General features: G+C 40.9%; 20 protein-coding genes, 4 pseudogenes and 1 riboswitch. Of the genes and pseudogenes, 13 read left to right on the top strand and 11 right to left on the bottom strand.

Going from position 1 to position 24372, the window contains the following annotated elements:
• Nucleotides 1–166: 166 nt before the first annotated feature.
• Nucleotides 167–556: pseudogene (locus F8S12_RS08495) on the top strand (transposase); the annotation flags it as partial.
• Nucleotides 557–798: 242 nt separating this feature from the next.
• Here F8S12_RS08495 and F8S12_RS08490 read toward each other — a convergent pair.
• Nucleotides 799–1128 carry a helix-turn-helix domain-containing protein gene (locus tag F8S12_RS08490; protein WP_196515866.1) on the bottom strand — a complete coding sequence of 110 codons (330 nt, stop codon included), beginning with the start codon at nucleotides 1126–1128 and terminating at the stop codon, nucleotides 799–801.
• 209 nt (nucleotides 1129–1337) lie between these two features.
• Between F8S12_RS08490 and F8S12_RS08485 the strand changes: the two genes are divergently transcribed.
• Nucleotides 1338–3119 carry a M61 family metallopeptidase gene (locus F8S12_RS08485; protein ID WP_196515865.1) on the top strand — a complete coding sequence of 594 codons (1782 nt, stop codon included), beginning with the start codon at nucleotides 1338–1340 and terminating at the stop codon, nucleotides 3117–3119.
• Nucleotides 3120–3259: 140 nt separating this feature from the next.
• Here F8S12_RS08485 and pyk read toward each other — a convergent pair whose 3' ends face one another.
• Nucleotides 3260–5029 carry a pyruvate kinase gene (gene pyk, locus F8S12_RS08480; RefSeq protein WP_196515864.1) on the bottom strand — a complete coding sequence of 590 codons (1770 nt, stop codon included), beginning with the start codon at nucleotides 5027–5029 and terminating at the stop codon, nucleotides 3260–3262.
• 394 nt (nucleotides 5030–5423) lie between these two features.
• On the opposite strand from pyk, the gene crtR reads away from it, so the two are divergent.
• Nucleotides 5424–6314 carry a beta-carotene hydroxylase gene (gene crtR / locus F8S12_RS08475; RefSeq protein ID WP_196515871.1) on the top strand — a complete coding sequence of 297 codons (891 nt, stop codon included), beginning with the start codon at nucleotides 5424–5426 and terminating at the stop codon, nucleotides 6312–6314.
• Between the two features lie 336 nt (nucleotides 6315–6650).
• On the opposite strand, the pseudogene F8S12_RS08465 reads toward crtR, so the two are convergent.
• Nucleotides 6651–6887: pseudogene (locus tag F8S12_RS08465) on the bottom strand (DUF433 domain-containing protein); the annotation flags it as partial.
• Nucleotides 6888–6950: 63 nt separating this feature from the next.
• Here F8S12_RS08465 and F8S12_RS40440 point away from each other — a divergent pair.
• Nucleotides 6951–7067, top strand: a pseudogene (locus F8S12_RS40440) (beta-carotene hydroxylase); the annotation flags it as partial.
• Nucleotides 7068–7098: 31 nt separating this feature from the next.
• Here F8S12_RS40440 and F8S12_RS08460 read toward each other — a convergent pair.
• A pseudogene (locus tag F8S12_RS08460) lies at nucleotides 7099–7247 on the bottom strand (IS701 family transposase); the annotation flags it as partial.
• A gap of 110 nt (nucleotides 7248–7357) precedes the next feature.
• On the opposite strand from F8S12_RS08460, the gene F8S12_RS08455 reads away from it, so the two are divergent.
• Together F8S12_RS08455 and F8S12_RS08450 are read left to right on the top strand one after the other, a co-directional pair.
• Nucleotides 7358–13216, top strand: coding sequence for an AAA family ATPase (locus tag F8S12_RS08455; protein WP_196515863.1), 5859 nt, complete (start codon nucleotides 7358–7360; stop codon nucleotides 13214–13216).
• 272 nt (nucleotides 13217–13488) lie between these two features.
• Entirely contained in the window at nucleotides 13489–13938 is a 450-nt protein-coding gene (locus F8S12_RS08450) for a hypothetical protein (RefSeq protein ID WP_196515862.1), read from the top strand.
• A 64-nt stretch (nucleotides 13939–14002) separates the two neighbouring features.
• Here F8S12_RS08450 and F8S12_RS08445 read toward each other — a convergent pair whose 3' ends face one another.
• Nucleotides 14003–14623 (bottom strand): rRNA large subunit pseudouridine synthase E, encoded by a 621-nt coding sequence (locus F8S12_RS08445; RefSeq protein WP_196515869.1) that lies wholly within the window; start codon nucleotides 14621–14623, stop codon nucleotides 14003–14005.
• A 188-nt stretch (nucleotides 14624–14811) separates the two neighbouring features.
• Between F8S12_RS08445 and F8S12_RS08440 the strand changes: the two genes are divergently transcribed.
• The 5 genes from F8S12_RS08440 (at nucleotide 14812) to larE (ending at nucleotide 18846) form a co-directional block, all read left to right on the top strand.
• Complete coding sequence (locus F8S12_RS08440) at nucleotides 14812–15459, top strand: hypothetical protein (RefSeq protein ID WP_196515861.1); 648 nt, start codon at nucleotides 14812–14814, stop codon at nucleotides 15457–15459.
• On the top strand, nucleotides 15459–15899 hold the full coding sequence (locus tag F8S12_RS08435) for a DUF2726 domain-containing protein (RefSeq protein WP_196515860.1): 441 nt from the start codon (nucleotides 15459–15461) through the stop codon (nucleotides 15897–15899). The genes F8S12_RS08440 and F8S12_RS08435 overlap by 1 nt, the downstream gene beginning before the upstream one ends.
• Nucleotides 15900–16091: 192 nt before the next feature.
• Nucleotides 16092–16319, top strand: coding sequence for a DUF6887 family protein (locus tag F8S12_RS08430; RefSeq protein ID WP_196515859.1), 228 nt, complete (start codon nucleotides 16092–16094; stop codon nucleotides 16317–16319).
• Between the two features lie 45 nt (nucleotides 16320–16364).
• Nucleotides 16365–16461, top strand: a riboswitch (TPP riboswitch).
• 6 nt (nucleotides 16462–16467) lie between these two features.
• Nucleotides 16468–17841 carry a phosphomethylpyrimidine synthase gene (gene thiC / locus F8S12_RS08425; protein ID WP_196515858.1) on the top strand — a complete coding sequence of 458 codons (1374 nt, stop codon included), beginning with the start codon at nucleotides 16468–16470 and terminating at the stop codon, nucleotides 17839–17841.
• Between the two features lie 177 nt (nucleotides 17842–18018).
• Nucleotides 18019–18846 (top strand): ATP-dependent sacrificial sulfur transferase LarE, encoded by an 828-nt coding sequence (gene larE / locus F8S12_RS08420; protein ID WP_196515857.1) that lies wholly within the window; start codon nucleotides 18019–18021, stop codon nucleotides 18844–18846.
• 124 nt (nucleotides 18847–18970) lie between these two features.
• On the opposite strand, the gene F8S12_RS08415 is transcribed toward larE, so the two are convergent.
• The 6 genes from F8S12_RS08415 to F8S12_RS08395 all read right to left on the bottom strand — a co-directional run bounded on the left by F8S12_RS08415 (nucleotide 18971) and on the right by F8S12_RS08395 (nucleotide 23831).
• On the bottom strand, nucleotides 18971–20341 hold the full coding sequence (locus F8S12_RS08415) for an AtzE family amidohydrolase (protein ID WP_196515856.1): 1371 nt from the start codon (nucleotides 20339–20341) through the stop codon (nucleotides 18971–18973).
• Complete coding sequence (locus F8S12_RS08410) at nucleotides 20338–20526, bottom strand: DUF4089 domain-containing protein (protein WP_196515855.1); 189 nt, start codon at nucleotides 20524–20526, stop codon at nucleotides 20338–20340. Before F8S12_RS08410 ends, F8S12_RS08415 begins: the two co-directional genes overlap by 4 nt.
• A 48-nt stretch (nucleotides 20527–20574) precedes the next feature.
• The gene (locus F8S12_RS42260) at nucleotides 20575–20841 is read right to left on the bottom strand and encodes a hypothetical protein (protein ID WP_442946790.1); all 267 of its coding nucleotides are present in this window, start codon (nucleotides 20839–20841) and stop codon (nucleotides 20575–20577) included.
• 470 nt (nucleotides 20842–21311) lie between these two features.
• Nucleotides 21312–21662 (bottom strand): DUF952 domain-containing protein, encoded by a 351-nt coding sequence (locus F8S12_RS08405; protein WP_196515854.1) that lies wholly within the window; start codon nucleotides 21660–21662, stop codon nucleotides 21312–21314.
• On the bottom strand, nucleotides 21659–22102 hold the full coding sequence (locus tag F8S12_RS08400; protein ID WP_196515853.1) for a KGK domain-containing protein: 444 nt from the start codon (nucleotides 22100–22102) through the stop codon (nucleotides 21659–21661). The genes F8S12_RS08405 and F8S12_RS08400 overlap by 4 nt, the downstream gene beginning before the upstream one ends.
• Nucleotides 22103–22316: 214 nt before the next feature.
• Nucleotides 22317–23831 (bottom strand): thioredoxin-like domain-containing protein, encoded by a 1515-nt coding sequence (locus F8S12_RS08395; protein ID WP_196515852.1) that lies wholly within the window; start codon nucleotides 23829–23831, stop codon nucleotides 22317–22319.
• A 153-nt stretch (nucleotides 23832–23984) separates the two neighbouring features.
• On the opposite strand from F8S12_RS08395, the gene F8S12_RS08390 reads away from it, so the two are divergent.
• Both F8S12_RS08390 and F8S12_RS08385 read left to right on the top strand, forming a co-directional pair.
• Entirely contained in the window at nucleotides 23985–24185 is a 201-nt protein-coding gene (locus tag F8S12_RS08390) for a hypothetical protein (protein WP_196515851.1), read from the top strand.
• Nucleotides 24182–24364, top strand: coding sequence for a hypothetical protein (locus F8S12_RS08385; protein ID WP_196515850.1), 183 nt, complete (start codon nucleotides 24182–24184; stop codon nucleotides 24362–24364). The genes F8S12_RS08390 and F8S12_RS08385 overlap by 4 nt, the downstream gene beginning before the upstream one ends.
• Nucleotides 24365–24372 lie beyond the last annotated feature (8 nt).

Below are 24372 nucleotides of genomic sequence, written 5' to 3'. Positions count from 1 at the left end.
CCAGAAGAACAAATCAAATATCGTTTAATTACAAAAAACAGGGTGTAGGGTGTAGGGTTTAGGGTGTAGGGGTTTAAATAAAAACTTTAGTTCTGAGTTTAAAGCTCAGTTTAAAAAAAGATGTTTTTCGAGACGCAAAGCGCGAGAAAAACAGTGTCCTTGTTACAATCCCACGTTTTTAAACGTGGGTTCCCCACACCCTACCCCCCACACCCTACCCCCTTTGAAGAGCTTATTGAACATTGAAAAATTCCCAGCCCAGTTACTAGCTTGTGAGTACCATCAACGTTGGGAAGTCGAGAATACGATTGATGAACTCAAAGTACATCTTTTAGGACGAAAAACTCATATTCGTTCTCAAAAACCACGGGAGGTTGTGCAAGAAGTTTACGGTTTATTATTAGGGCATTGGGCTATCCGGTTGTTGATTTTTCAAGCTGCAAACAGCGCAGATGTTTCACCCTTACGTCTAAGTTTCACTGGAACATTACGAGTTGTTCGTCGTGCTCTCCCAAAATTCCAACGTTTACAACCACAAGAACTTCCCTTTTTTTGAGTTGGTTAACTGTGGAGATTCTCGACCAAGTTTTACCTGAAAGGGTTCATAGAAACAACCCAAGGGTTGTGAAAAAGCCTGTATCAAAATTTCGCTCGAAAAAAGTTAAACACAGAGGTACTGGAATAATAACTAATCCTCCCGTGTTTATTATTTTAAGCACTGCATAGCCTTAACTGAACCGTATTGCTTTATATGATGCTTCTATCCCTTCTACTGCTTTTAACCATGTTCGTATTTCCTCATAAATGCGTGAATCCTTCTGATTGTTCAAGCTCTTTGTCTAGCTGCTCTCTTACTTGTAAGCTAATAATTGCTGGTCGCCCTGGACTCTTTTTCATTGATAATAGACCGTTGATTCCTGACTCTTGATAATCCTTTAACCATCTTTGTACCGTTACCCTTGCTCTTCCTACTACCACCGCCACATCTTGTATTGTTTTCACCTGTCCTATTTTCAGCAAATACAAAGCTTGAATCCGTTCAAGACTTGATGCTGTTTTTTGTTTTCTCAACAACCCATGTAATTCCTCTACTGACTCTCTTATTTCTACTTTGGTGACTCCAGCCATCTTTGCTTTTTAATATTTATTCATTATTTATCTGTATCACTCTTTTCGTGAATTGGTATAACTGGAGGCGGAGCCTCTAATCAGCCATTCCCATGCAGAGCATGGGAACGAGAGAAAGCGGCTTCCCGCAGGTATTGCCCCTACAGCTTAAAAAACAAATTTGTCATGATGGGAAAAATTACCCATCGACTATTAACTCGGTACACAAAATGACTCAAGCAACAGTAACTCATCCCAACACCTACGTTCAGGAAACTGGGCCAACGATTCATTACCTGGTGGCAATGTCCCAACCAGAAACCCATCTGTTTGAGGTGACTTTACGCCTTGTCAATTACTCCTCGCCGATTCTCGATTTAAAACTGCCGGTGTGGACACCTGGTTCCTACTTAGTCCGGGAATACGCCAAGAATTTACAGGATTTTGTGGCTTTTGCAGAGGATAAGCCTTTACCTTGGCGGAAGATCAGTAAGAATCACTGGCAGGTAGACAAAATAGGTATTTCAGAATTAACCGTGCGTTATCGCATTTTTGCGAATGAGCTATCGGTGCGGACAAATCACTTGGATGCCACCCACGGTTATTTTAACGGTGCGGCACTATTTTTTAGAATACCAAGCTTGGAGAAGCAACTCATTCACGTTACCATCGTACCACCATGCCCGGAATGGCAGGTAACTACTGCCTTACCACCCGTTGGTAAGGAAACGAATACTTTCTTGGCTGACGATTTTGATACTTTGGTTGATACTCCCTTTGAGCTTGGTCGCCACCAATTGTATCAATTTAAGGTTTTGGGAAAACCCCACGAACTGGCAATCTGGGGGCAAGGAAATTTCCAAGCCCAACAGATGATTGCTGATATCCAAAAAATTGTTCAGGTAGAAGCGCAGATGTTCGGCGGTTTGCCCTATGAACGATACGTGTTTCTGCTACATTTATCTAGTCAAGCTTCTGGCGGTTTGGAGCATAAAAACTCTTGCTCTTTAATTTACCAGCGTTTTGGGTTTCGCTCTCAAGATAAGTACGATCGCTTTATGCAATTAGTGGCACACGAGTTCTTTCACTTGTGGAATGTCAAGCGAATTCGTCCAAAAGCATTAGAAGTCTTTGATTACGACCAGGAAAACTACACACCATCATTGTGGTTTTGTGAGGGGACTACTAGTTACTACGATTTGTTAATTCCTTTGCGGGCAGGAATTTATGATGCTGAGTCGTATTTGAATAACTTGAGCAAAGAAATTACCAGATATGAAATGACACCGGGGCGCAAGGTACAATCCGTTTCCGAGTCAAGTTTTGATACTTGGATTAAACTATATCGCCCAGATGCCAATAGCGGCAATTCCCAAATTTCCTACTATTTAAAGGGAGAAATGGTATCGTTATTGCTGGATTTACTGATTCGCTCTACTTACAACAATCAGCGCTCCCTTGATGACGTGATGCTGAAAATGTGGCAGCAATATGGGCAAGCTGAAATTGGCTATACCCCAGAACAGTTGCAGGAAGTTATAGAATCTGTTGCCGGAATCGATTTAACTGATTTCTTTAAACGCTACATTGATGGTACTGACGATTTGCCTTTGAATGAGTACTTAAAACCCTTTGGCTTGCAGTTAGTAGTGGAGCAACATGAAGAACCTTATTTGGGTGTGAAAACACATACAGAAAATGGGCGGGAGATTATTAAATTTGTGGAGTCGGGTTCACCTGCACAAGCTGGGGGAATTGATGCAGGTGATGAGTTACTAGCAATTGATGGGATTAAGGTAATGGGAAGTAGCTTAAGCGATCGCCTCAAAGATTACCAACTAAACGATACCATGCAAGTCACAGTTTTTCATCAAGACGAACTGCATACTTATTCCATTACTCTAACGTCACCACGTCCCACCCGGTATCAGGTAAAACCTGTTGAGCATCCTGACTCCACGCAGCAGCAAAACCTTGCTGGATGGCTCGGAGTAGCGATCGCAACTGTTTGATAAAGGGGCATTGGGCAATTCAATTTTGGATTTTGGATTGGCGATAGCGAGTCCGCGAGCGTCTTTTGGATTAAATTTCAATTCTTTAATCCAAAATCTAAAATCTAAAATCTAAAATTCTTACTCCCCACTCCCTGCCCCTAATGCGTTCTCACCGCCCCAGAGTAAATTAAACCCCGTTGCAGATCCAGCGTTATAATTGCCCCATCCCGAATCACCTGCGTTGCTTGCTTCACGCCAACAATTACTGGCACACCAAGACGTAAGCCAATCACTGCTGCGTGACTTGTAAGACTTTCATCTTCAGTAATAATTCCGCTAGCTTTCCGAATTGCCTCAACAAAATCGGCACTAGTGCGGGGTGCGACTAGAATATCTCCGGCATTAAAGTTACTAACATCCATGCCAGTAATAGCCACGCGGGCGCGACCACTCACTGAACCTTGTCCCAGTCCAATTCCCTGACCTAGTACTGCCGTCACCACCTCTACCTTAATCAAATCTGTGGAGCCGGAAATTCCTTGCAGTGTGCCAGCAGTCATCACTACTAAATCTCCCTCAGACAGTAACTTCAGCTCTTGAGCCACGTTGATCGCAGCTTGAAATGTCTGACCAGTGGAAGGTAATCCTAGCACCAATAGCGGTTTTACTCCCCATACCATTTGTAGCTGCCGCGCCACATTAACATGGGGTGTCACTGCCAAAATCGGGGTCTGGGGACGGAACTTAGAGACATTGCGAGCTGTTGCCCCGGTTTGGGTTAGGGTCATGATTGCTGCTGCACCTAGTTGTTCGGCAATTTGACCTACAGCTTGACTAATGGCATTGGGAATAGAGCGCCGGGCATCTCTTGAAGAACGTAAATTTGAATGTTGGGCTTCCTCCTGCTCCATCCGCTCGGCAATCCGTGCCATTGTCGCCACCGCTTCTACTGGGTAAGTGCCAACGGCGGTTTCATTAGAGAGCATCACCGCATCTGTGCCATCTAAAATTGCATTTGCCACATCCGACACTTCGGCGCGAGTGGGACGGGGATTGCTCACCATGCTGTCTAACATCTGGGTGGCGGTGATGATGGGAATTCCTAAGCGATTGGCTGTGGCAATTAATCGCTTTTGGAGTACGGGAACATCCTCCGCCGGCAATTCCACCCCTAAGTCGCCTCTGGCAACCATCACGCCATCACACAAAGCCAGAATCGCTTCCATTTGTTCGATGGCTTCGTGCTTTTCAATTTTGGCAATTACTGGCACTTGCTTGCCTGTACTGGAAATTAACTCTTTAATTTCGATCATGTCCTGCGGATTGCGGACAAAGGAAAGTGCCACCCAATCTACACCCTGATCCAGACCAAACATTAGATCCTCTCGGTCTTTGTCGGTCATTGCCTTAACTGACAGGTAAACGCCGGGAAAGTTTACGCCTTTGTTGTTAGAAAGTTTACCCGGTACTGTGATCCGACAATGCAAATCACCTTTGTCGCGGTTAATCTCCTCCACGAGCATTTCTACTCGTCCATCATCGAGGAGGATTTTTGCACCAACCGGGACTTCTTGGGCTAAATAATCGTAGGTGACACAGCTAATTTCCTGCATACCTACAACCGGACGATTTGTTAAGGTAAAGCGATCGCCTTTTGCCAAAACTATAGACCCGTTCTCAAACTTCCCCAAGCGGATTTTTGGGCCCTGCAAGTCTTGTAAAATAGCAACTGGCTGATTTAATTCAAATGCGGTTTGCCGAATTAAGCGAATACTACGCTGATGGTCGGCATGAGTTCCGTGGGAGAAGTTTAGCCGCAGCGTCGTGGCTCCCGCTTCAATAATTGCCTTGAGTATTTCAGGACTGCTAGTGGCGGGGCCAATGGTAGCGACAATTTTTGTCCGGCGCAGAGAATCTCTTAATTGCATAGGGGCTGAAGTTAGGGAGCTATCTGGGAAGTCATCGTAACTTAAGTGGCATCTCCTTTTCAGTCACTGCTATATCAATAGACTTAAGCAGTTAGAGAGAGGTTATGGGAGAGTGGGGCTGTGGGACTGTGGGGCTGTGGGATAGAATAAACATGCTACGTCAATCTTGTCTCTATTCTTCCTACTAGGAAGTTTATTCCATCAAACTCTTGCCAATTGTCATACCCCACTTATCAATAAATACTAGTCCTCGTCTGGAATCATAGCGTTATTCATCTGCTGATATGCAAAGCCCTGGATAAATATTGCTATATAAAACTTTGCAAAACTTTATCATTCCCTAATATTTATCGTATATTCGTAATGTTTCACAAAGAAGGAGTCAATGTCAGAAATGATCACATCGGAGGCACAAAAGCCACTGACAATCCCGCCGAAAGAATTTTTAGCGCCTCCTGGTGATTTCAATCCCACGCTGCTATTATTTTCAGCATCTGTAGTAATGCTGGTGTTATCTAACTTTGGTTACTGGCTTTGGGAATGGCCGCACTGGCTGTGCTTTAGCGTTAACACCATTGCACTGCATTGTGCTGGAACGGTAATTCACGATGCCTGTCACCAATCTGCCCATCGTAACCGGGCGATTAATGCGATGTTAGGGCATGGCAGTGCGTTGATGCTAGCTTTTGCTTTTCCAGTGTTTACGCGGGTGCATTTACAGCATCATGGACATGTCAATGATCCAAAAGACGACCCAGATCATTATGTCTCTACAGGTGGGCCGCTGTGGCTGATTGCAGTGAGGTTTTTGTACCACGAGGTGTTTTTCTTTCAACGGCGACTGTGGCGTAAATCTGAGCTACTAGAATGGTTTATCAGCCGTTTGTTTGTTGGTGTAATTGTTTATATTTCAGTGCAATACCACTTTTTGGGTTACCTTCTCAATTTTTGGTTCATACCGGCTTTTGTCGTGGGGATAGCACTGGGATTATTTTTTGACTATTTGCCCCATCGTCCTTTTGCCGAGCGCGATCGCTGGAAAAATGCTCGCGTTTATCCTAACCCAGTTCTGAATATCCTGATTATGGGACAGAATTACCACTTAGTTCATCATCTGTGGCCTTCTATTCCTTGGTACAATTACCAGCCCAGCTATTACGTTATGAAGCCTCTGTTAGATGAAAAAGGATGTTATCAAACTTCAGGATTGTTACAGAAAAAAGACTTTTTTGAGTTTGTTTATGACATCTTTTTAGGAATTCGGTTTCATCATCACAAGGAATAGAGTTGTTGCGCCAACGCGTCAAAAATTTCTGATTTCAATAACCACACCCGGAGCGATCGTTGCTAAGACACTGTGAACACTGGGTATCAATGGAAGTAAATCAGGGAGGCGATTACTAGACGCTACGAGAACAACGACCGCAACTCCAGTCTGTTGCAAGTTTTGCTGATATCGTAAGTTTTGGTCTGTTGTGACGAGAATCGTGAAACTCTGCTGGATCATCAGTTGCAACAGTTCACCATTCTTTTTGCCTGACCATCCCATCTCCACAACTGTGCGTACCTCATAATCAGTGAGTTCACGCCTCAATGGTCGTGGAACACACTCTATCAAAGAATTCACATAAGCGGTCAGCATCTCCTTTGCTAATTCGAGAGTGGCGTAGGCGCAGCCCGTCGTAGACATCGCTTGCTCACGGCTAACGCTAGGAAAGTGATCTAAAAACTCATCCAGTGAATCACCTGCTTCCAGATAATCGAGCAAGGTTTTGATCGGCACACGAGTACCAATAAAAACAGGAGTTCCCCCCAAAATATCCGGGTCGCTATGAACAATACGCGATGTGGATGTCATATAGCTACCATGTGTACAACAAACTAATTCCGATCCTAGCTCTCGTCGTCTCGGAAATGTCAGTATATATTCCATCGTCCTTTTGCCGAGCGCGATCGCTGAAAAAATGCTCGCGTCTATCCTAACCCAGTTCTTAATATCCTGATTATGGGACAGAATTACCACTTAGTTCATCCACTCTCCGGCGTTAGCAAGTAGTAACTAAGTGAAATTATCCAGAAGCATAACAAGGTTTAAATTGATTCATTTCACTAATTAATTGAATCCCAGCAATAAATTAGAATTGGGGAAAATATATATCCAGGGATAAATAAACCAAAATAGTAAGAGTGGTTGGGCAATGAGACGCAGATCGTGCAAATTCTTCCTAGAGCGCCAAATTTAGAATTGGTGTGGTACGAGAAAGATAATTGTGTCATTTATTTGGGAACACTAAGTACAGAAATTGTTAAGATTTAGTGGGTAAAATAATGATTACAGTAAATATTGCCGGCTATCATCTCAGCGAACAACTCTACAACGGTTCCAGAACCCTTGTTTATCGAGGGCATAGACAGGCAGACTCATTACCTATAGTCATTAAATTGCTAAAAAATCCTTATCCTAGTTTTAACGAACTAGTGCATTTTTACAATCAGTACACCATCGCCAAAAATCTCAACTCACCCCTAATCATCCAAATCTATAGCCTAGAACCCTACCAAAATGGTTATGCATTGATAATGGAAGATTTTGGGGGAATTTCTTTAAAGGATTATTTCACCTGTGTAGAAACATTACATCCAAAGTCTTTACAAGAATTTTTGCCTTTAGCGATCGCTCTTTGCAACGCCTTAGAGATTCTATATCAAAATCACATTATTCATAAAGATATTAAACCCGCGAATATTTTAATCAATCCTGAAACCAAACAAGTAAAATTAATTGACTTTAGTATCGCATCTCTATTACCACGAGAAACTCAAACCCTCATCAATACCAATGTGTTAGAAGGGACACTCGCTTATATTTCCCCAGAACAAACAGGAAGAATGAATCGGGGGATTGATTACCGGACTGACTTCTATTCTTTAGGTATAACTTTCTACGAATTACTCACAGGAGAATTACCATTTCAATCAAGCGACTCAATGGAGTTATTGCATTGTCATATTGCTAAAGCAGCTCCTTTGGTACATGAAATTAACTCACAAATCCCGTCTGTAATTTCGGAGATTGTCAGCAAATTGATGGCAAAGAATGCTGAAGATCGCTATCAAAGTGCATTGAGATTAAAGCATGATTTAGAAACTTGTTGGCATCAACTCCAAGAAACAGATGTGATTAAGAGCTTCCCAATTGCCCAACGAGATGTGTGCGATCGCTTCAGCATCCCTGATAAACTCTATGGAAGAGAAACAGAAATAGAAACCCTACTCCAAGCATTTGAAAGAGTCAGCTTAGGTGCAACTGAAATGATGCTGGTAGCAGGTTTTTCGGGTATTGGTAAAACTGCGGTTGTTAACGAAGTTCATAAACCCATTGTTCGGCAACGTGGTTACTTTATCAAAGGCAAATTTGACCAATTTCAGCGAAATATTCCCTTCAGTGCCTTTGTAGAAGCATTCCGAGATTTAATGGGGCAATTGTTAACAGAAAGTGATCCTCAAATCCAGCACTGGAAAAGCCAAATATTAGCAGCTGTTGGGGAAAATGGACAGGTGATTATGGAAGTCATCCCCGAATTATCAAGAATTATTGGTCAACAACCATCGGCTCCAGAGTTATCAGGAACTACATCACAAAATAGATTTAATTTATTGTTCCAGAAATTTACCCAAGTCTTTACCACTGCTGAACATCCATTAGTGATGTTTTTAGATGATTTGCAATGGGCAGATTCGGCATCGCTAAAGTTAATGCAGCTATTAATGGCTGATACAGGTCATCTTTTTCTAATTGGTGCCTACCGTGATAACGAAGTCAACCCGGCACATCCATTAATGTTGACTTTGAATGAAATCGAAAAAACAACAGCCAAAATTAACACTATTACTTTAGCACCATTGAATCAAGTGCGAGTCAATCAGTTAATTGCTGACACATTTAAATGTGCAGAAAATCTGACATGGACTCTTTCATTATTGGTATATCGGAAAACCGAAGGTAATCCATTTTTTACTACTCAATTTCTGAAAGCATTACATCAAGATAAGCTGATTCAATTTAACTTTGAATTAGGTTGTTGGCAGTGTGACATTACCCAAGTTAATCAGCAAGCACTGACAGATGATGTTGTTGTGTTTATGAGTTTTCAATTACGAAAACTGCCACAATTAACTCAAAATGTATTACAGCTAGCTGCTTGTATTGGCAATCAGTTTGATTTAGCAACTTTGGCAATTGTCTCGGAAGCGTTAGAAATTGAAACGGCTGCTGATTTATGGAAAGCTTTGGAAGAAGGATTAATTTTACCGATTAGTGATGTTTATAAGTTTTACGTCAGCCAAGAAAGTCAAGCAGTTAATCAAAAAATTGCTCAGACTGTTACATACAAATTTTTGCACGATCGCATCCAGCAAGCTGCCTATTCTCTAATCCCAGAAGATAAAAAACAGTCCACTCACTTAAAAATTGGTCAACTACTTTTAAGGAATACTCCTCAAGAGGAGCAAGAAGGGAAAATTTTTGAGATTGTTAATCAATTAAATTTTGGAGAGGCGTTAATTACTCTTCAACTAGAACGAGATCAACTAGCGCAGTTAAATTTGATAGCTGGACGTAAAGCCAAAGGTTCTACAGCCTATAGTGCTGCACTTAAATATTTAACTGTAGCCTTGGAATTGTTAGCATCAGATAGCTGGCATCATCAGTATAATTTGACGCTAGCTTTATATATAGAAATATCAGAAATAGCGTACCTCAGCACTAATTTTGAGCAGATGGATAAGTGGGCTAATGTGGTGCTGCAACAATCTAAAACTCTACTAGATAAAGTAAAAATATACGAAATCAAGATCAGTGCTTTAATAGCACAGAACAAACCATTAGCAGCAGTAAGCCAAGCGCTAGAAGTTCTTAAATTATTGGGGATTTGGTTGCCCGAAAAGCCAAATCAATTGCAGATTTTGCGTGGACTATTAGAAACTAAGTTAGCGTTAGGAGGGAAACGAATTGAGGATTTAATCAACCAGCCATTGATGACTGAAACTAGTAAACTGGCAGCAATGCGTATCCTCGCAAATGCATTTTCGGCTGCTTATTTTGCTGTTCCTGAATTAGTACCACTAATAGTATTTCAACAGGTTAATCTATCAGTCAAATACGGGAATACTTCTGTGTCTACTTTTGGCTACGCTCTTTATGGGCTAATTTTATGTGGGCAATTGGGAGACATTGATGCTGGGTTTGAATTTGGTCAACTTGCTTTAAATTTGTTATCAAAATTGAATGAAAAAGAGTACAAAGCAAAAACGGTAATTATCGTGAATTGCTTTATTATGCATTGGAAAAAACCAGTTAAAGAAATATTACAGCCTTGTAGCAATAATTATCAAACTGCTATAGAAGCTGGAGATTTAGAATATGCTGCTCATTCTATAAATGTATATGCCTACTATTCATATCTGAGCGGTAAAGAATTGATAGAGGTTGACCGAATAATGCAGTTCTCCTGTAATGCTATTGCTCAAGTAAAGCAAGCAACAATTCTTAATTGGATGGAGATATATCAGCAGGCTGTGATCAATTTGCTAGGACGATCTAAAAACCCATACTGCTTAATTGGAGAAGCATATAATGAAGAAATCCAGCTACCATTGCATCAGCAAGCGAATGATAGAACTGCTATCTTCTTCTTGTATTTTAACAAAATTATCCTTGGTTATCTGTTTCAAGAATACCGTCAAGCTGTTGACAATATAGTAATGGCTGAACAGTATTTAGACGGTGTAATTGGGGCTTTAGCTGTTTCACCATTTTATTTATATAGCTCTTTAGCAAAGCTGGCAATGTATCCTTGTGCAACTAATTCAGAGAAAAAAATCATTCTAAAAAATGTAGTTGCTAATCAGAAAAAGATGCAAAAATGGGCACATCATGCTCCAAAAAATCATCTGCATAAATTTTATTTAGTAGAGGCAGAGAAATATCGGATTTTAGGTAAAAATTCTCAGGTAATTGATTATTACGATCGCGCCATTGCGGGAGCCAAAGCTAACGGTTATATCCAAGAAGAAGCTCTAGCCAACGAACTCACAGCTAAATTCTACCTCAACTGGGGTAAAGAAAAGGTAGCTCAAGCATATATGCAAGAAGCTTACTACTGCTATGCCCGTTGGGGAGCAAAAGCCAAAGTTAATCACCTAGAAAAAACCTATCCCCAACTACTCCAACCCATCCTGCAACAGCAACGCAGCAACCTCACCCCCTTAGAAACTATTGCCTTTTGTGGGACTTCTTCATCCACTCACACTTCTAGTACTGACAGCACTAACATTTCCGATACCCTAGATTTTACCTCTGTCCTCAAAGCCGCTCAAGCTATTTCCAGTTCTCTGGAATTAGATCAACTGATTGTTAGTCTGACTCGCATTATCCTCGAAAACTCTGGCGCGAAAAAATCTGTTCTAATTCTTCCCCAAGAGGAGGACATTGCTGTGCGGGGGTTACAGGAGTTAAAGCGAGTGCCTGTTGATACCTGGCAAGTTAGAGCAATTACTTTTATTAATCATGAGGAAATACAAACTACCCTCACCCCACAATCACTCGACAATTGTCAAGATATTCCTATAAATATTATCCATTACGTCAAAAATACCCAACAAACAGTTGTTATAGACAATTGCAAAACAGATATTCCTGGTTTAATTGGGGAATATATGTTGAAACATCAACCACAGAGTGTATTGTGTGTCCCTATTATTAATCAAGGATATTTGGTGGGAATTCTCTACCTAGAAAATAGCTTAACTCAAGGGGTTTTTACTAGCGATCGCCTTTCTGTTTTAAATTTCCTTTGTACTCAAGCTGCGATTTCTTTGGAAAATGCCCAATTATATAGTCATCTCCAAGAGCGAGGAAAGTACCTAAATAGTATTTACGAAGGTGTTGGCTGTTTCATCTTTGTGACTGATGTCCGAGATAATGGTAGGTTTGAGTACACAGGATGGAGTAAATCTTGTGAACTAGCAGTTGGTATATCTGCTTCGGAAGCGTTGGGTAAAACTCCGCAAGAAGTAATAGGTGCTGATCAAGGTGCAGTAGTGGAGCAAAAATATCTGTATTGTTGCCAAACCGGAAAAGCTATCACCTATGAAGAATGTCTAACAATTAATGGCCAGAAAGCTTGGTGGTTAACTACACTCAGTCCATTAAAAAATGAAACGGGCAAAGTTTATCGCATAGTTGGGACAACTATTAATATTAGCGATCGCAAACAAGCTGAAGAAGCGGTAACAGAAAAATCTCAAGCACTCGGAACAGCTTTAGAAGATTTACAACAAGCGCAATTACAAATTGTTCAGAGTGAGAAAATGTCAGCACTGGGTAATTTAGTTGCTGGGATTGCCCATGAAATGAATAATCCTTTGGGCTTTATTTCTGCAAGTCTCAAACAAGCGAAACCTACGATTGCTGAGATTTTTGAACACTTGAAGCTATATCAAGAAGCTGTACTATCACCGAGCGAGGAAATAATTGATCATGCAGAGTCAATCGACCTGGATTATAGTTTAGAAGATTTACCCAAAGTAATTGATGCGATGGTGATGGCGTGCGATCGCCTGAAAAATATCAGCACTAGTTTACGGACTTTCTCCCGTGCTGATAAAGATTACAAAGTGCCGTTTAAAATCCACGAGGGCATTGATAGTACAATTTTGATTCTCAAACATCGCCTCAAAGCCAACGAACAACGTCCCGCCATTGATGTGATAACTGAGTATGGTCATTTGCCCCAAATTGAATGTTTCCCTGGCCAATTAAATCAGGTATTCATGAATATTTTGGCGAATGCCATTGATGCCTTAGAAGAATCGAATAATGGACGCAGTTTTCAGGGAATTCAAGCCAATCCCAACCGCATTATCATTAAAACCACAGTCAAAGATCACCAAATTCAAGTTGCAATTGCTGATAATGGTATGGGGATGAATGAACAAGTTAAACAAAAAATATTTGACCATTTATTTACTACTAAATCTGTTGGTAAAGGAACGGGTTTAGGATTAGCGATCGCCCAGCAAATTATAGTAGAAAAACACAACGGTTCAGTGGTGGTTAATTCTACACTCGGTGAGGGAACCGAATTTGTCATTACCTTACCAATTTTGGCTCCCACTCTGGATTAACGCAGGGCGATCGAATTGCGACATCTCAAACGAAGAGGCAGGGGGAAGGGTTTATGTAAACTGCTCGAAAGTCAATGATTGGAACAATATAGGAATCCGATTTGATTTTTGAGCCAGATTACGAGAAAATGCAGAGTGATACATCTGTCTCACAGCCAACAATGATAAATTAGCATTTAAAAGCCGCAAGACTTCCAGAGAAAATTATCCAGCAAATGCCAATTATTAAAGTCATATCTGCAACTGAAAATAAATACCTTTTTATATAAGCAATGACTCAAAAAGCTACTTTATCTCGATTTGCCTTAGCATTTATTGCAGGCTTTGTATCTGTTTTGCTATTTCATCAAGGCATGTTGGCACTGCTACATGCAGTGAACTTCGCGCCTCGCGCCCCCTATTCAACTACACCGACACAACCATTGGGAATCCCGCAAATTTGGTCAAATGCTTTCTGGGGAGGGATTTGGGGACTGATTTGGATAACGTTCGCGCCTCGCTTTCGACATGATAAAAACTATTGGTTAGCAGCATTATTATTTGGTGCAATTTTCCCGACGCTAGTGGCTTGGTTCGTAGTCGCACCACTTAAGGGTCAGCCTATCGCCGGCGGCTGGAAACTTGCGGGAATAGTGACAGGTTTATTGGTTAATGGTGCTTGGGGCGTGGGAACTGCTGGGTTACTGAGATTATTCTCTAAAGAGCGATTGTTTAACAGCTAAAGTTTTAAGCATCTCTAACCAAACTTACTGTTTATTCAACTCAGCATCAAAAGTCAAATTCCTGTTAAAGAGCATTCGCCTTTGGGGGAAAACTTTTCGATTTATTGAAATTATGCAAAAATTTGAGTTCTGATGCAGTGAGGTCACGCCATTGACCCAATTGTAGGTCATCTAATTGTAAGTGACCTATGCTGACCCTGACCAGTCGCAAAGTCGGAAACCCCACAGCCGCAGTCATCCGCCGTACTTGGCGATTTTTTCCCTCAGTCAAGGTCATTTCTAGCCAAGCTGTCGGTACATTTTTGCGAAATCTAATCGGCGGGGTGCGTTCAGGTAGCTGTGGTTCTTCTGCTAAAAGCCTAATTTCTGCTGGTTGAGTGCGGTAATCTTGAATTTCTACACCTGTTTGCAACTTTTTGATCGCATCTGCATCTGGAATTCGCTCTACCTGTACCCAGTAAGTACGTTTATGTCCAAAACGCGGATGAGCCAGGCGATGTTGCAATTGTCCATCGTTCGTCAACAGCAGCAACCCTTCACTGTCCCAGTCCAAACGTCCCACAGGATACACATCAGGTACATCAATATAATCTTTTAGCGTGCTATGTGTAGGCGCATCTTTTGTAAACTGGCTAAGAACGCCATAGGGTTTGTAAAAAATAATATAGCGGTAATGATTAGTCATTGGGCATTGGGCATTGGGCATTGCTCCATAGTAACTGGTGGTTAAAAGCTTTTGGTTGAAGGGTGTCAGGGGTGCGATCGCCTTTAGTATAGCAATCAAACTATAGGTAGAATTAGCACTTCCAAGAAAATCTAAAAATCTTATCTAAGACTATTGGATTATTTAAGAATAAGCGTTAGACTATTTCCATGAACCTTAGCCAAGGTTTTTGGGAATTAATCATGTCAAAAATTATATACGATGTTATTCAGCGTTTTGAGGTAGAAAACGGCGTTCCTCGTTTGGTTTCAACAAATATCCAGGTGATTGAAGGCGGGGAAGATTTAATGTCTTTGGCTACTAGTATGCTGGATAAACTTGGTTTTTATGACATGTTTGAGGAAAAGCGAACATCTCAATATATAGGATATAAACTTAAAAATCCTACTATAAAGGGAACTAAACGTTATCAACTAGTCTTAGCTCAACGGAAAGATGGCTTATATATTTCTTTACCTCGTGTAGTAGTGGAACCATTTTTATTATCTTTACACATAGAGCATGAATATACATATTATCACGTAGATAATTATTGGGTTTTACCCAGTAATTCGGAGATTTTTTTAGAAGAAATAGCTGATGATGGAGGATTATCTCTAGGAGAGGAAGTTATAGGTTATTTTCATGCTAATTACGTTGAATACGAACTACATCCAGGTTTGGAAGAGAGAGGACTCTGTATCAGTCTAAAGGAGGATCAACTTTTTCCTTATACCTGGCAAGCACATATCAAATCAAGGGAAGTATTAGAAGAATTCATTAGTTACTTTGCCAAAATTATGATGGAGAAATATTAATGACTATCAAGCTAAAAAGACTTGTCAATGCTTATGAAGAAAGGATGCTAGAGTTTTTGCAAACCTGCGTGGATGAAAATTATAAAATTCACACACAGGTTAGCTTATGTCAATTTTGTGAACTAGACAGCAACCTTGATATGGAATTGAGAAAGTTTTTCTTTAGCTCCAGTGTAGACGCTCTGATCACTAATTCTGACTATAAACCTTGTTTAGTTGTAGATTTTCAATCTTCATATCATGATTATCCTGAAGCAAGAGAGCGCGATCGCAAAAAGGCAACTTTACTAGCTTTTGCAGCAGTTCCCTTACTTTATTCACGGATTAAAGACTTTGGATTATTGCATATTTACTCTCAGGATGAAGAAGTAATATTCAATTTATTTACAGGAAACCGACGAGAAAATGCCCAAGCCCTAATTAGAAAATATTGCGAATAATCTTTTCCTTCTGATGCTCGAGTTGCAGCTTGGTAAAGCACAAGATGTTTACACACCAATAGCCATAAATCTCAGCGATGTCTCCGGCTGTAAACTAAGCAAAATTAACAGACTATGATATCGCCTTGGCTCCATTCAATTACTATAAAATATAGAAATTATGATTAGTCGTGATGGTAGCTGGGAATATCTATGAGTAAACCAAACTTTGATGATATGAGCAAGGCAGAATTACGCGCCTACGTCATTGCACACCAAGATGATCAAGAGGCTTTTTACGCATTTGCAGATCGTTTGACGGCAAAACCACCATCTAAGATTTATCCCGCGTCGATGACACCGGAGGAAATGCATCAGGCGATATTAGACATTATTCAACAGAAACAGCAGCGATCGCCAGACTCCGAAAAAACAGCATAAATTTTTAACCCCCTTGCTCCTAGATATAACCAAGGTGGTACACTACATCCATGCTAGGGGTGCCTATATAACCAGGCTGAGATCACACCCTTAACACCTGAGTCTGGGTAATACCAGCGGAGGGAAGCTGTTTATTGAGGGTTTTAATATGCGGACAGAATGGGTTGCTAAACGTCGTGGGCAGAGTAATGTATCTCAAATGCACTACGCCCGCCAAGGTGTTATCACCGAAGAAATGCACTACGTCGCCCAACGGGAAAATCTCCCCGCCGAACTCATTCGTGAGGAAGTAGCGCGGGGGCGAATGATTATCCCAGCTAATATTAATCACACCAATCTAGAGCCGATGTGTATTGGCATCGCTTCTAAATGTAAAGTAAATGCTAATATCGGCGCTTCACCCAACTCTTCCAATCTTCAGGAAGAAGTGGATAAGCTGAATCTGTCGGTGAAGTATGGTGCTGATACTGTGATGGATTTGTCCACAGGTGGCGGTAATTTAGATGAAATTCGCACCGCCATTATCAAAGCTTCGCCTGTTCCCATTGGTACGGTGCCGGTCTACCAAGCTTTAGAAAGTGTCCACGGCACAATTGAAAACCTGACTGCTGATGACTTTCTTCATATCATCGAAAAGCACGCCCAGCAAGGAGTAGATTATCAAACTATCCACGCAGGGATTTTAATTGAGCATTTGCCTTTGGTGAGAAACCGGATCACTGGTATTGTCTCTCGCGGCGGCGGTATTTTGGCGCGGTGGATGTTGCATCACCATAAACAAAACCCGCTTTACACTCACTTCCAGGATATCATCGAGATTTTCAAGAAGTACGATGTCTCCTTCAGTTTAGGCGATTCCTTGCGTCCTGGCTGCACCCATGATGCATCAGATGAAGCACAATTAGCTGAATTGAAAACCCTTGGACAACTAACTCGCAAAGCCTGGGAAGATGATGTACAGGTGATGGTGGAAGGGCCTGGACACGTCCCAATGGATCAAATTGAGTTCAACGTCCGTAAGCAGATGGAAGAGTGTTCGGAAGCACCTTTCTATGTGTTGGGGCCATTGGTGACAGATATTGCTCCCGGTTATGACCATATCACTTCAGCGATAGGGGCTGCGATGGCTGGATGGTACGGTACAGCAATGTTATGCTATGTAACACCAAAAGAACATTTGGGACTACCAAATGCGGAAGATGTCAGAAATGGGTTGATTGCCTACAAGATAGCAGCTCATGCGGCTGATATTGCCAGACATCGCCCAGGGGCAAGAGACAGAGACGATGAACTTTCTAAGGCGCGTTACAACTTCGATTGGAACCGTCAGTTTGAATTATCACTTGATCCAGAAAGAGCTAAGGAATATCACGACGAAACTCTGCCAGCAGACATCTATAAAACTGCTGAGTTTTGCTCTATGTGTGGGCCTAAGTTCTGTCCAATGCAAACTAAAGTTGATGCTGATGCGTTGACAGAATTAGAGAAGTTCTTGGCGAAAGATGCTGTGACTCAAAGCTAACAGATTGTCATATCGAGTTTAGTTGAATACTTATAGCGGTTTTCAAGTGGATGAGATATGGGATAGAACACGCTGTAGGGTAGCACAGATAGCTGTGCTACCTAACCCTATCAACCCAACTAATTACTAGAATGGAATTTGCAGGGTGCTATGGGGCTTTAAGAGGATTTGCCAATTATGCTAACAGAAAAATTTGAGCAATTAAGAGATTTATTTAGAGAAATGGAGCAGGCGTTGATTGCCTACTCTGGGGGCGTTGATAGCACTTTGGTTGCCAAAATTGCTTATGATGTGTTAGGCGATCGCGCTTTGGCTGTAACTGCTGTTTCTCCTTCGCTATTGCCAGAAGAATTAGAAGACGCGAAAATTCAAGCAGCAACTATTGGGATTTCTCATAAGATCGTCCAGACTCACGAGATGGAAAATCCCAATTACACTTCTAACCCTGTCAATCGCTGTTATTTTTGTAAAAGTGAATTGCACGACACTCTCAAACCTCTGGCTTTGCAGTTGGGTTATCCCTATGTGGTTGATGGCGTAAATGCCGATGATTTGCATGATTATCGCCCAGGAATTCAGGCAGCGAAAGAAAGAGGGGCGCGATCGCCTTTAGCAGAAGTTGGTGTCACTAAAGCTGAAGTCCGCCAACTTTCGCAACAACTCGGTTTACTTTGGTGGGATAAACCTGCTCAACCTTGCCTCAGCTCCCGCTTTCCCTACGGTGAAGAGATTACTGTAGCTAAACTGCAACGAGTTGGCAGAGCAGAAGTTTTCCTGCGAAAGCTTAGTTGGCAGAATTTGCGTGTGCGTTCAGAAGGTGATACAGCACGCATTGAATTGCCTCCAGAACAAATCAAAGAGTTTGTCTTGACTATGGATTTACAAAAATTAGTTTCTGCATTTCAAGATTTCGGATTTATCTACGTAACGCTAGATTTAGAAGGTTATCGCAGTGGTAAGTTGAATCAGGTGTTAAATCGGGATGTCTTAGGCGTTAAGCTGTAGCATTTTATTGGACAATTAAATTCTGCTAATTTTCAGCGAATAATGTAGCGATCGCACTATGCAAAATCTAAAATTCTAAGGAGCGATCGCTATCTATTAATAAATATTGTGAATTCTGTCATAATTACACTACTGCTGCTGAAACTATACCCTTCGCCTCTAGCGCAGCTGCAACCCGTAAAATTAACGCTTCATTATATGGTGCTGCTATCAATTGTACACCCAAAGGTAAGGCATTTAAACGCTGAATTGGTACTGATAAAACGGGTAAACCGATAAAAGATAATGGTTGAGTAAATAGACCCAAATGAGGACGGACAAGAATTTCTTCACCATCCAAAATCATAGTTTGTTGATTAATTAGCGGTGCAGAAATTGGTGTAGTTGGGGCGAGAATTACATCGACATTTTGAAAAACTTCTCGAATGCGATCGCGATACCATCTTCTAAAGCGTTGTGCTTGCAGATACCAGCTACTAGGGATTAATGCCCCAGCCAAAAAGCGATCGCGTGTAGCGGGGTCAAAATCTTGAGGACGCGATTGCAATTTGTCCAAATGCAGATTTGCACCCTCACTAGCTGTAATCACAAATGCTGCTGCACGGGCGCGGTGTGCTTCCGGTATTGTCACATACTCTGTGACATTCAAAGCATCAGCTACCTTTTGCACTGCTGCTAAGGCTTCCGGTTCTGCACCTTTGGTAAAATAATCACCAGCAATGGCAATTCTGATTGCAGAGATATCTTGCTTTTGTGGTAAAACCAATTCAGGAGAACGTTTTGTACAAATTGGATCGCGATCGTCTTTCCCCTGAAGCACATCAAACACCGTAGCTATATCCTGCACCGAACGAGCAAAAGATCCGATATGGTCAAAACTGCTAGAAAATAAAGCTACTCCAGCACGAGATAACCTTCCATAGGTTGGTTTAAAACCAAAAACGCCACACAAAGCAGCCGGAACGCGAATCGAACCATTAGTATCAGAACCCAGCGTCAACGGTACCAACCCAGCAGCAACAGCCGCCGCCGAACCACCCGATGAACCCCCAGCTACTCGCTGTAAATCATGAGGGTTGTGAGTAGCACCGTAATGGGAGTTTTCCGTCACAAACCCATAGGCGTATTCATCCATATTCAAAGCGCCAACTAGCACAGCACCCGCTTGTTTCAGCTTGGCTACTGCGGTTGCATCTTGGGTAGCTGCTGGGTTTTCCGCATTAATTTTTGACCCCGCCAGAGTTGTTAAACCAGCAATATCGAAGAGATTTTTCACTGCAAAAGGCACACCAGCAAGGGAACCAGGGTTATTACCTTGAGCAATTTCCCGATCAATGCGTGCTGCATCCAGCAAAGCAGTTTCAATAGTTACAGCCGTGAAACAGTTGAGTTGATGATCACGCGCTGCAATTTGTGCTAATGCAGCTTTGGTAACTTCCAGTGCGCTAACTTTACCTTCACGGACAGCAGTTGCTATTGATACAGCGTCATTCATGGTTCAAAAACTGGTGCAGCTTCAACTTCTTCTGGTAATGGAAAAGAGTTTACTAATTGTGCGATCGCTTTAATTCTCTCAAAATTTGCCACCACACCATCACGATACTCATCTCTTAACTGTAAATCCAATAATAACGCCATTTGATCAACATACACACCCACATCAAACTCTTGACTTATCATCTTCCTCTACATCCAAATTCATCTTTCGATTCAGCAAAGCCCATTTTTTCATAATTTTACGTAAGTTTTGTACCCAAATACGATATTGAAGTACCCAAATACGATATTGAAGTACCCAAATACGCAATTGAAGTACCCAAATACGCAATTGGAGTACCCAAATACGATATTGAAGTACCCAAATACGCAATTGAAGTACCCAAATACGATATTGAAGTACCCAAATACGATATTGAAGTACCCAAATACGATATTGAAGTACCCAAATACGATATTGGAGTACCTAAATACGGTATTGGAGTACCTAAATTCGATATTGGAGTACCCATTTATAATTAATGCTTAATTCGTTAGCTGAAATTTTAAGCATTTGTGATGAATGAGTACGCGATCGCGATAAATGGGCGTTGCTGAATTGAATTATGAAATTTCAAAATCGACTATTTAAAACTCTTACCGACGTTGCTGATTGCGGTATGAAAACGATTGTGTGTTGCAGTGAAAATCCTTGTAGAGACGTAGCACTGCTACGTCTCTATAGGAATCATATTTGATTTCTGAAAAAATCTCGGTAGTAATGTTGCAAAAAAAATTGTAGGTTGGGTGGAGGCTTTGCGTAACCCAACATCCTGATAATGAGTTGGGTTGCGCTCCGCTCCACCCAACCTACGTCTACGTCTAATGCACTATTTTAGCCTAGAGGGTTCACTACGTACATTTCAAAAATCAAATACTAGTCCTATACATCCAAATTCATACCTCGATTCAGCAACGCCGGCGGTTTGTTATTCTAAATTTATAACTTCTTGCGGTAACTCAAAAAAACCATCTTCCCCAGCTTCAAAATCAATCACCTGATATACAGCATCAATATTTAATGCACCATAAATGTGAGGAAATAATTCGCCTCTTTCAGCCTCCTCATAACGAATTTCAGCTTGAACTCGATCGGAATCAATAAGAAGCAGTACTAATTCTTTTTGATTGAAAAAAAACTTATTTGCAACTTTGACGATTTGCGTTGACTTTGAACAATGAATAAAGCCTTCAGTATCGAGTGAATCAGCGCGATAGCTGCCCAAATCTTTTGCTTGTTCCCATTGTTGGCGATTAGCGATGTGGAAGATAGTATTCATGTTGCCTGTACCATTTTACGAAGATCATCTAAAGGTGATTCGGGTTCATTAGGATTATCAGGATAAAATTCTAACACTACAGTAATGTTAAGTTTGCCAGCTTCTTTTTGCATGAATGGAGAAATAATTTCTGTAGATGCTTTTATTCTGAGTTTTCCTGATTGCCACCTTGTAGAGCCAACTCTGAAAACTTCACAGTTTATGCCTTCAGTAGAAGATTGCCATGTGATATCTTCAACTTGAAAATTTACTTCGTTTATACACAGCTTGTGAAAAATTCCTGAAACTGAAAAATCACCATGATGTTCGTGTAATTTTGTACGAAATTTTTGACTAAAGTTTTCAGATATCAATTCTTTGAATCTGCTAACGATATATGTCTCTTTATTAAATAACAAAACATCAGCATCAAAGTCTAATAGTTGGCATATCTTGTTCATGTTAATCCTAGTAGTCAATGTAAATTAAGAAGTGTCCGCATGATAATTTAAACTAATCAATTATTATAATTCGCAATTATTAACATCAATTCAGTGATAATACTGCTATTTAAGTAGCCAAAAATAATCGCTCTACAACATTATCTTTAAAATCTCACGCAGAGACGCTGAAAAAAAACTTTGCGCCTTTGCGCCTTTGCGCGAAATAATCCTTTTATAAATTAGGCGGAATACAAACATCCGGCGCACACAACCCAGAAAATTGCAGCGTTGTCACCTCAAAAGTTTCCAAATTTACACGTCGAATAACATGATTATTAGTATCAGCAATATATAGATATGAACCCACAGCACTCAATCCCGAAGGTTCAAAAAACCGAGTATTTTTACCTTGACCATCTTGTAAACCAGCAGAACCATCTCCCAAAACTGTTTGACAATTTCCACTGGAACTAACTAATTTAATTTTATGATTATAGGTATCTGCCACCCACACATAATTGTGATCATATTCCACTCCTAAACAATGCTGCAAACGGACATCTTCACCCTCTCCATCAACATCCCCAAAGCCAAATAAACCCCCACTACCGCAAATGGTTCGCACTTGGTACGGTTCCACAATTCCAACACCACGAATTGAGCTAACTTCACTGTCAGCAATATATAATTCTTTTCCATCCGTGGTGATACCGCTAGGTTGAGCAAAAGCAGATTCGGTAAGTGAACCATCAACACAAGCTTCTGCACCAATACCAGCATAGGTTTTAACAATGCCCGTTTCCAAATCCATTTGCCAAATTTGATGTGGCCCAGCCATTGCAATAAACAGGGTATTTCCCACTTTTACTAAATCCCAAGGCGAATTTAGCGCAGTTTGTAAACCAGCACCGCCATGAGGACGGATATTATGGCTTTGTTTACCAGTTCCCGCAATAGTCTCCACTACTTGGCGCTTCAGATCAACTCGCCGCAGGGCATGATTTTCTGTATCAGCAACATAAAGAATCTGATTTTCAGCATCAAACGCCATTCCCTGTGGTGCAAAAAACTGCGCTTTGTTGAAAGAACCATCAGTTAAGCCAGATTTTCCAGTACCAATCAAGTGCAAAATTTCGCCGTCAAAGTTACTCATGACTAGGCGGTGATGTCCAGAGTCAGCAATGAACAAACCCACTGGAGTAGCTAAGACTTTACCAGGAAAAGCCAAGGGTGTAATTAATGGTTGGCGCTGTTTTTCTAAAGTCAAACTGAACTCTTGAAAATTAATTGTGCCTTTCTCGCGGTGTTGCTGAATTAACTTTTGAATCAATTCGTCTAAAGTGTCACGGCTTCCTTCACCAGAAATCTGGCCAATCACGTAACCTTCTGGGTCGATAATTATCAAGGTAGGCCAAGCACGGACAGCATACTCTTCCCAAACTCGAAAGCCGTCGTCAACTACAACTGGATGTTCGATGTCGTAGCGGAGGATAGCTTGACGAATGTTTTCTATTTCTTTTTCGTTATCAAATTTGGCAGAATGGACGCCGATAACGGTAAGGCTATCTTTATATTTTTGTTCTAAATATTTCAGGTTTGGCAGAATATGCAGACAATTAATACAGCAGTATGTCCAAAAGTCTAAAATTATAACTCTACCTTTAAGTTGCTTAATAGACAAAGGTTTATCGGTGTTGAGCCAAGAGTAATTTTGTGGTAATTCTGGCGCTCTGACACGGGGAATCATAAAGTATACTTTGCTCTTAGAGGATATTTATACCAATTTTCTGAAATAGACTAATGAAAAATAATGATATATTAACGTGTATTGCTACTAGAGACTTAGACAAAATCAAACCGGAGTTTAATTCCAGGAGAGTTAGATATTTAGCCAGTAAATATGAAGTTAGAAACACGAAACATATTATTACAAGCTTATGTACAATTACAAGAAATCATTGATGAGTTGTATAAAGCTCATAACAGAGCAATAGCAAACAATGATTTTGATGATGCTAGCTTGTTGGCTAGTAGAGCAGATAAACTTTATGAAGAAGCAGAAAATTTGGAAATTGTGATTTCAGAACAGGAGCAAAGATGAAAACAATTGAAGAATTAAAGACTCGTATTAAGGAACTCAGTAAACTAGCTGTTGATCTCAGGCAAAAGGCATCTGAAGTGTATTTAACTAACCAAGAGCAAGCCAAACAGTTTAGGCAACAGGCAAGAGAAGCTAGCAAGCGCTGCCAAGTATTGATACAAGAGTTAAAACGCCAATAAGTATAAAC

The sequence above is a fragment of the Nostoc sp. WHI genome (assembly GCF_015714725.1).
Classification (GTDB): domain Bacteria; phylum Cyanobacteriota; class Cyanobacteriia; order Cyanobacteriales; family Nostocaceae; genus Nostoc.
This window is presented reverse-complemented; position numbering and strand designations above follow the sequence as displayed.

Bases quoted from the DNA above. Each gene is read 5' to 3' on its own strand.
- F8S12_RS08385 (WP_196515850.1), top strand. From the start codon at position 24,182: ATGAAAACAATTGAAGAATTAAAGACTCGTATTAAGGAACTCAGTAAA.
- F8S12_RS08415 (WP_196515856.1), bottom strand. From the start codon at position 20,341: ATGAATGACGCTGTATCAATAGCAACTGCTGTCCGTGAAGGTAAAGTT.
- F8S12_RS08410 (WP_196515855.1), bottom strand. From the start codon at position 20,526: ATGATAAGTCAAGAGTTTGATGTGGGTGTGTATGTTGATCAAATGGCG.
- F8S12_RS08400 (WP_196515853.1), bottom strand. From the start codon at position 22,102: ATGAACAAGATATGCCAACTATTAGACTTTGATGCTGATGTTTTGTTA.
- larE (WP_196515857.1), top strand. From the start codon at position 18,019: ATGCTAACAGAAAAATTTGAGCAATTAAGAGATTTATTTAGAGAAATG.
- F8S12_RS08445 (WP_196515869.1), bottom strand. From the start codon at position 14,623: ATGACTAATCATTACCGCTATATTATTTTTTACAAACCCTATGGCGTT.
- F8S12_RS08440 (WP_196515861.1), top strand. From the start codon at position 14,812: ATGAACCTTAGCCAAGGTTTTTGGGAATTAATCATGTCAAAAATTATA.
- F8S12_RS08430 (WP_196515859.1), top strand. From the start codon at position 16,092: ATGAGTAAACCAAACTTTGATGATATGAGCAAGGCAGAATTACGCGCC.
- F8S12_RS08435 (WP_196515860.1), top strand. From the start codon at position 15,459: ATGACTATCAAGCTAAAAAGACTTGTCAATGCTTATGAAGAAAGGATG.
- thiC (WP_196515858.1), top strand. From the start codon at position 16,468: ATGCGGACAGAATGGGTTGCTAAACGTCGTGGGCAGAGTAATGTATCT.
- F8S12_RS08450 (WP_196515862.1), top strand. From the start codon at position 13,489: ATGACTCAAAAAGCTACTTTATCTCGATTTGCCTTAGCATTTATTGCA.
- F8S12_RS08395 (WP_196515852.1), bottom strand. From the start codon at position 23,831: ATGATTCCCCGTGTCAGAGCGCCAGAATTACCACAAAATTACTCTTGG.
- F8S12_RS08485 (WP_196515865.1), top strand. From the start codon at position 1,338: ATGACTCAAGCAACAGTAACTCATCCCAACACCTACGTTCAGGAAACT.
- F8S12_RS08405 (WP_196515854.1), bottom strand. From the start codon at position 21,662: ATGAATACTATCTTCCACATCGCTAATCGCCAACAATGGGAACAAGCA.
- F8S12_RS08490 (WP_196515866.1), bottom strand. From the start codon at position 1,128: ATGGCTGGAGTCACCAAAGTAGAAATAAGAGAGTCAGTAGAGGAATTA.
- pyk (WP_196515864.1), bottom strand. From the start codon at position 5,029: ATGCAATTAAGAGATTCTCTGCGCCGGACAAAAATTGTCGCTACCATT.
- F8S12_RS08390 (WP_196515851.1), top strand. From the start codon at position 23,985: ATGAAGTTAGAAACACGAAACATATTATTACAAGCTTATGTACAATTA.
- F8S12_RS08455 (WP_196515863.1), top strand. From the start codon at position 7,358: ATGATTACAGTAAATATTGCCGGCTATCATCTCAGCGAACAACTCTAC.
- crtR (WP_196515871.1), top strand. From the start codon at position 5,424: ATGATCACATCGGAGGCACAAAAGCCACTGACAATCCCGCCGAAAGAA.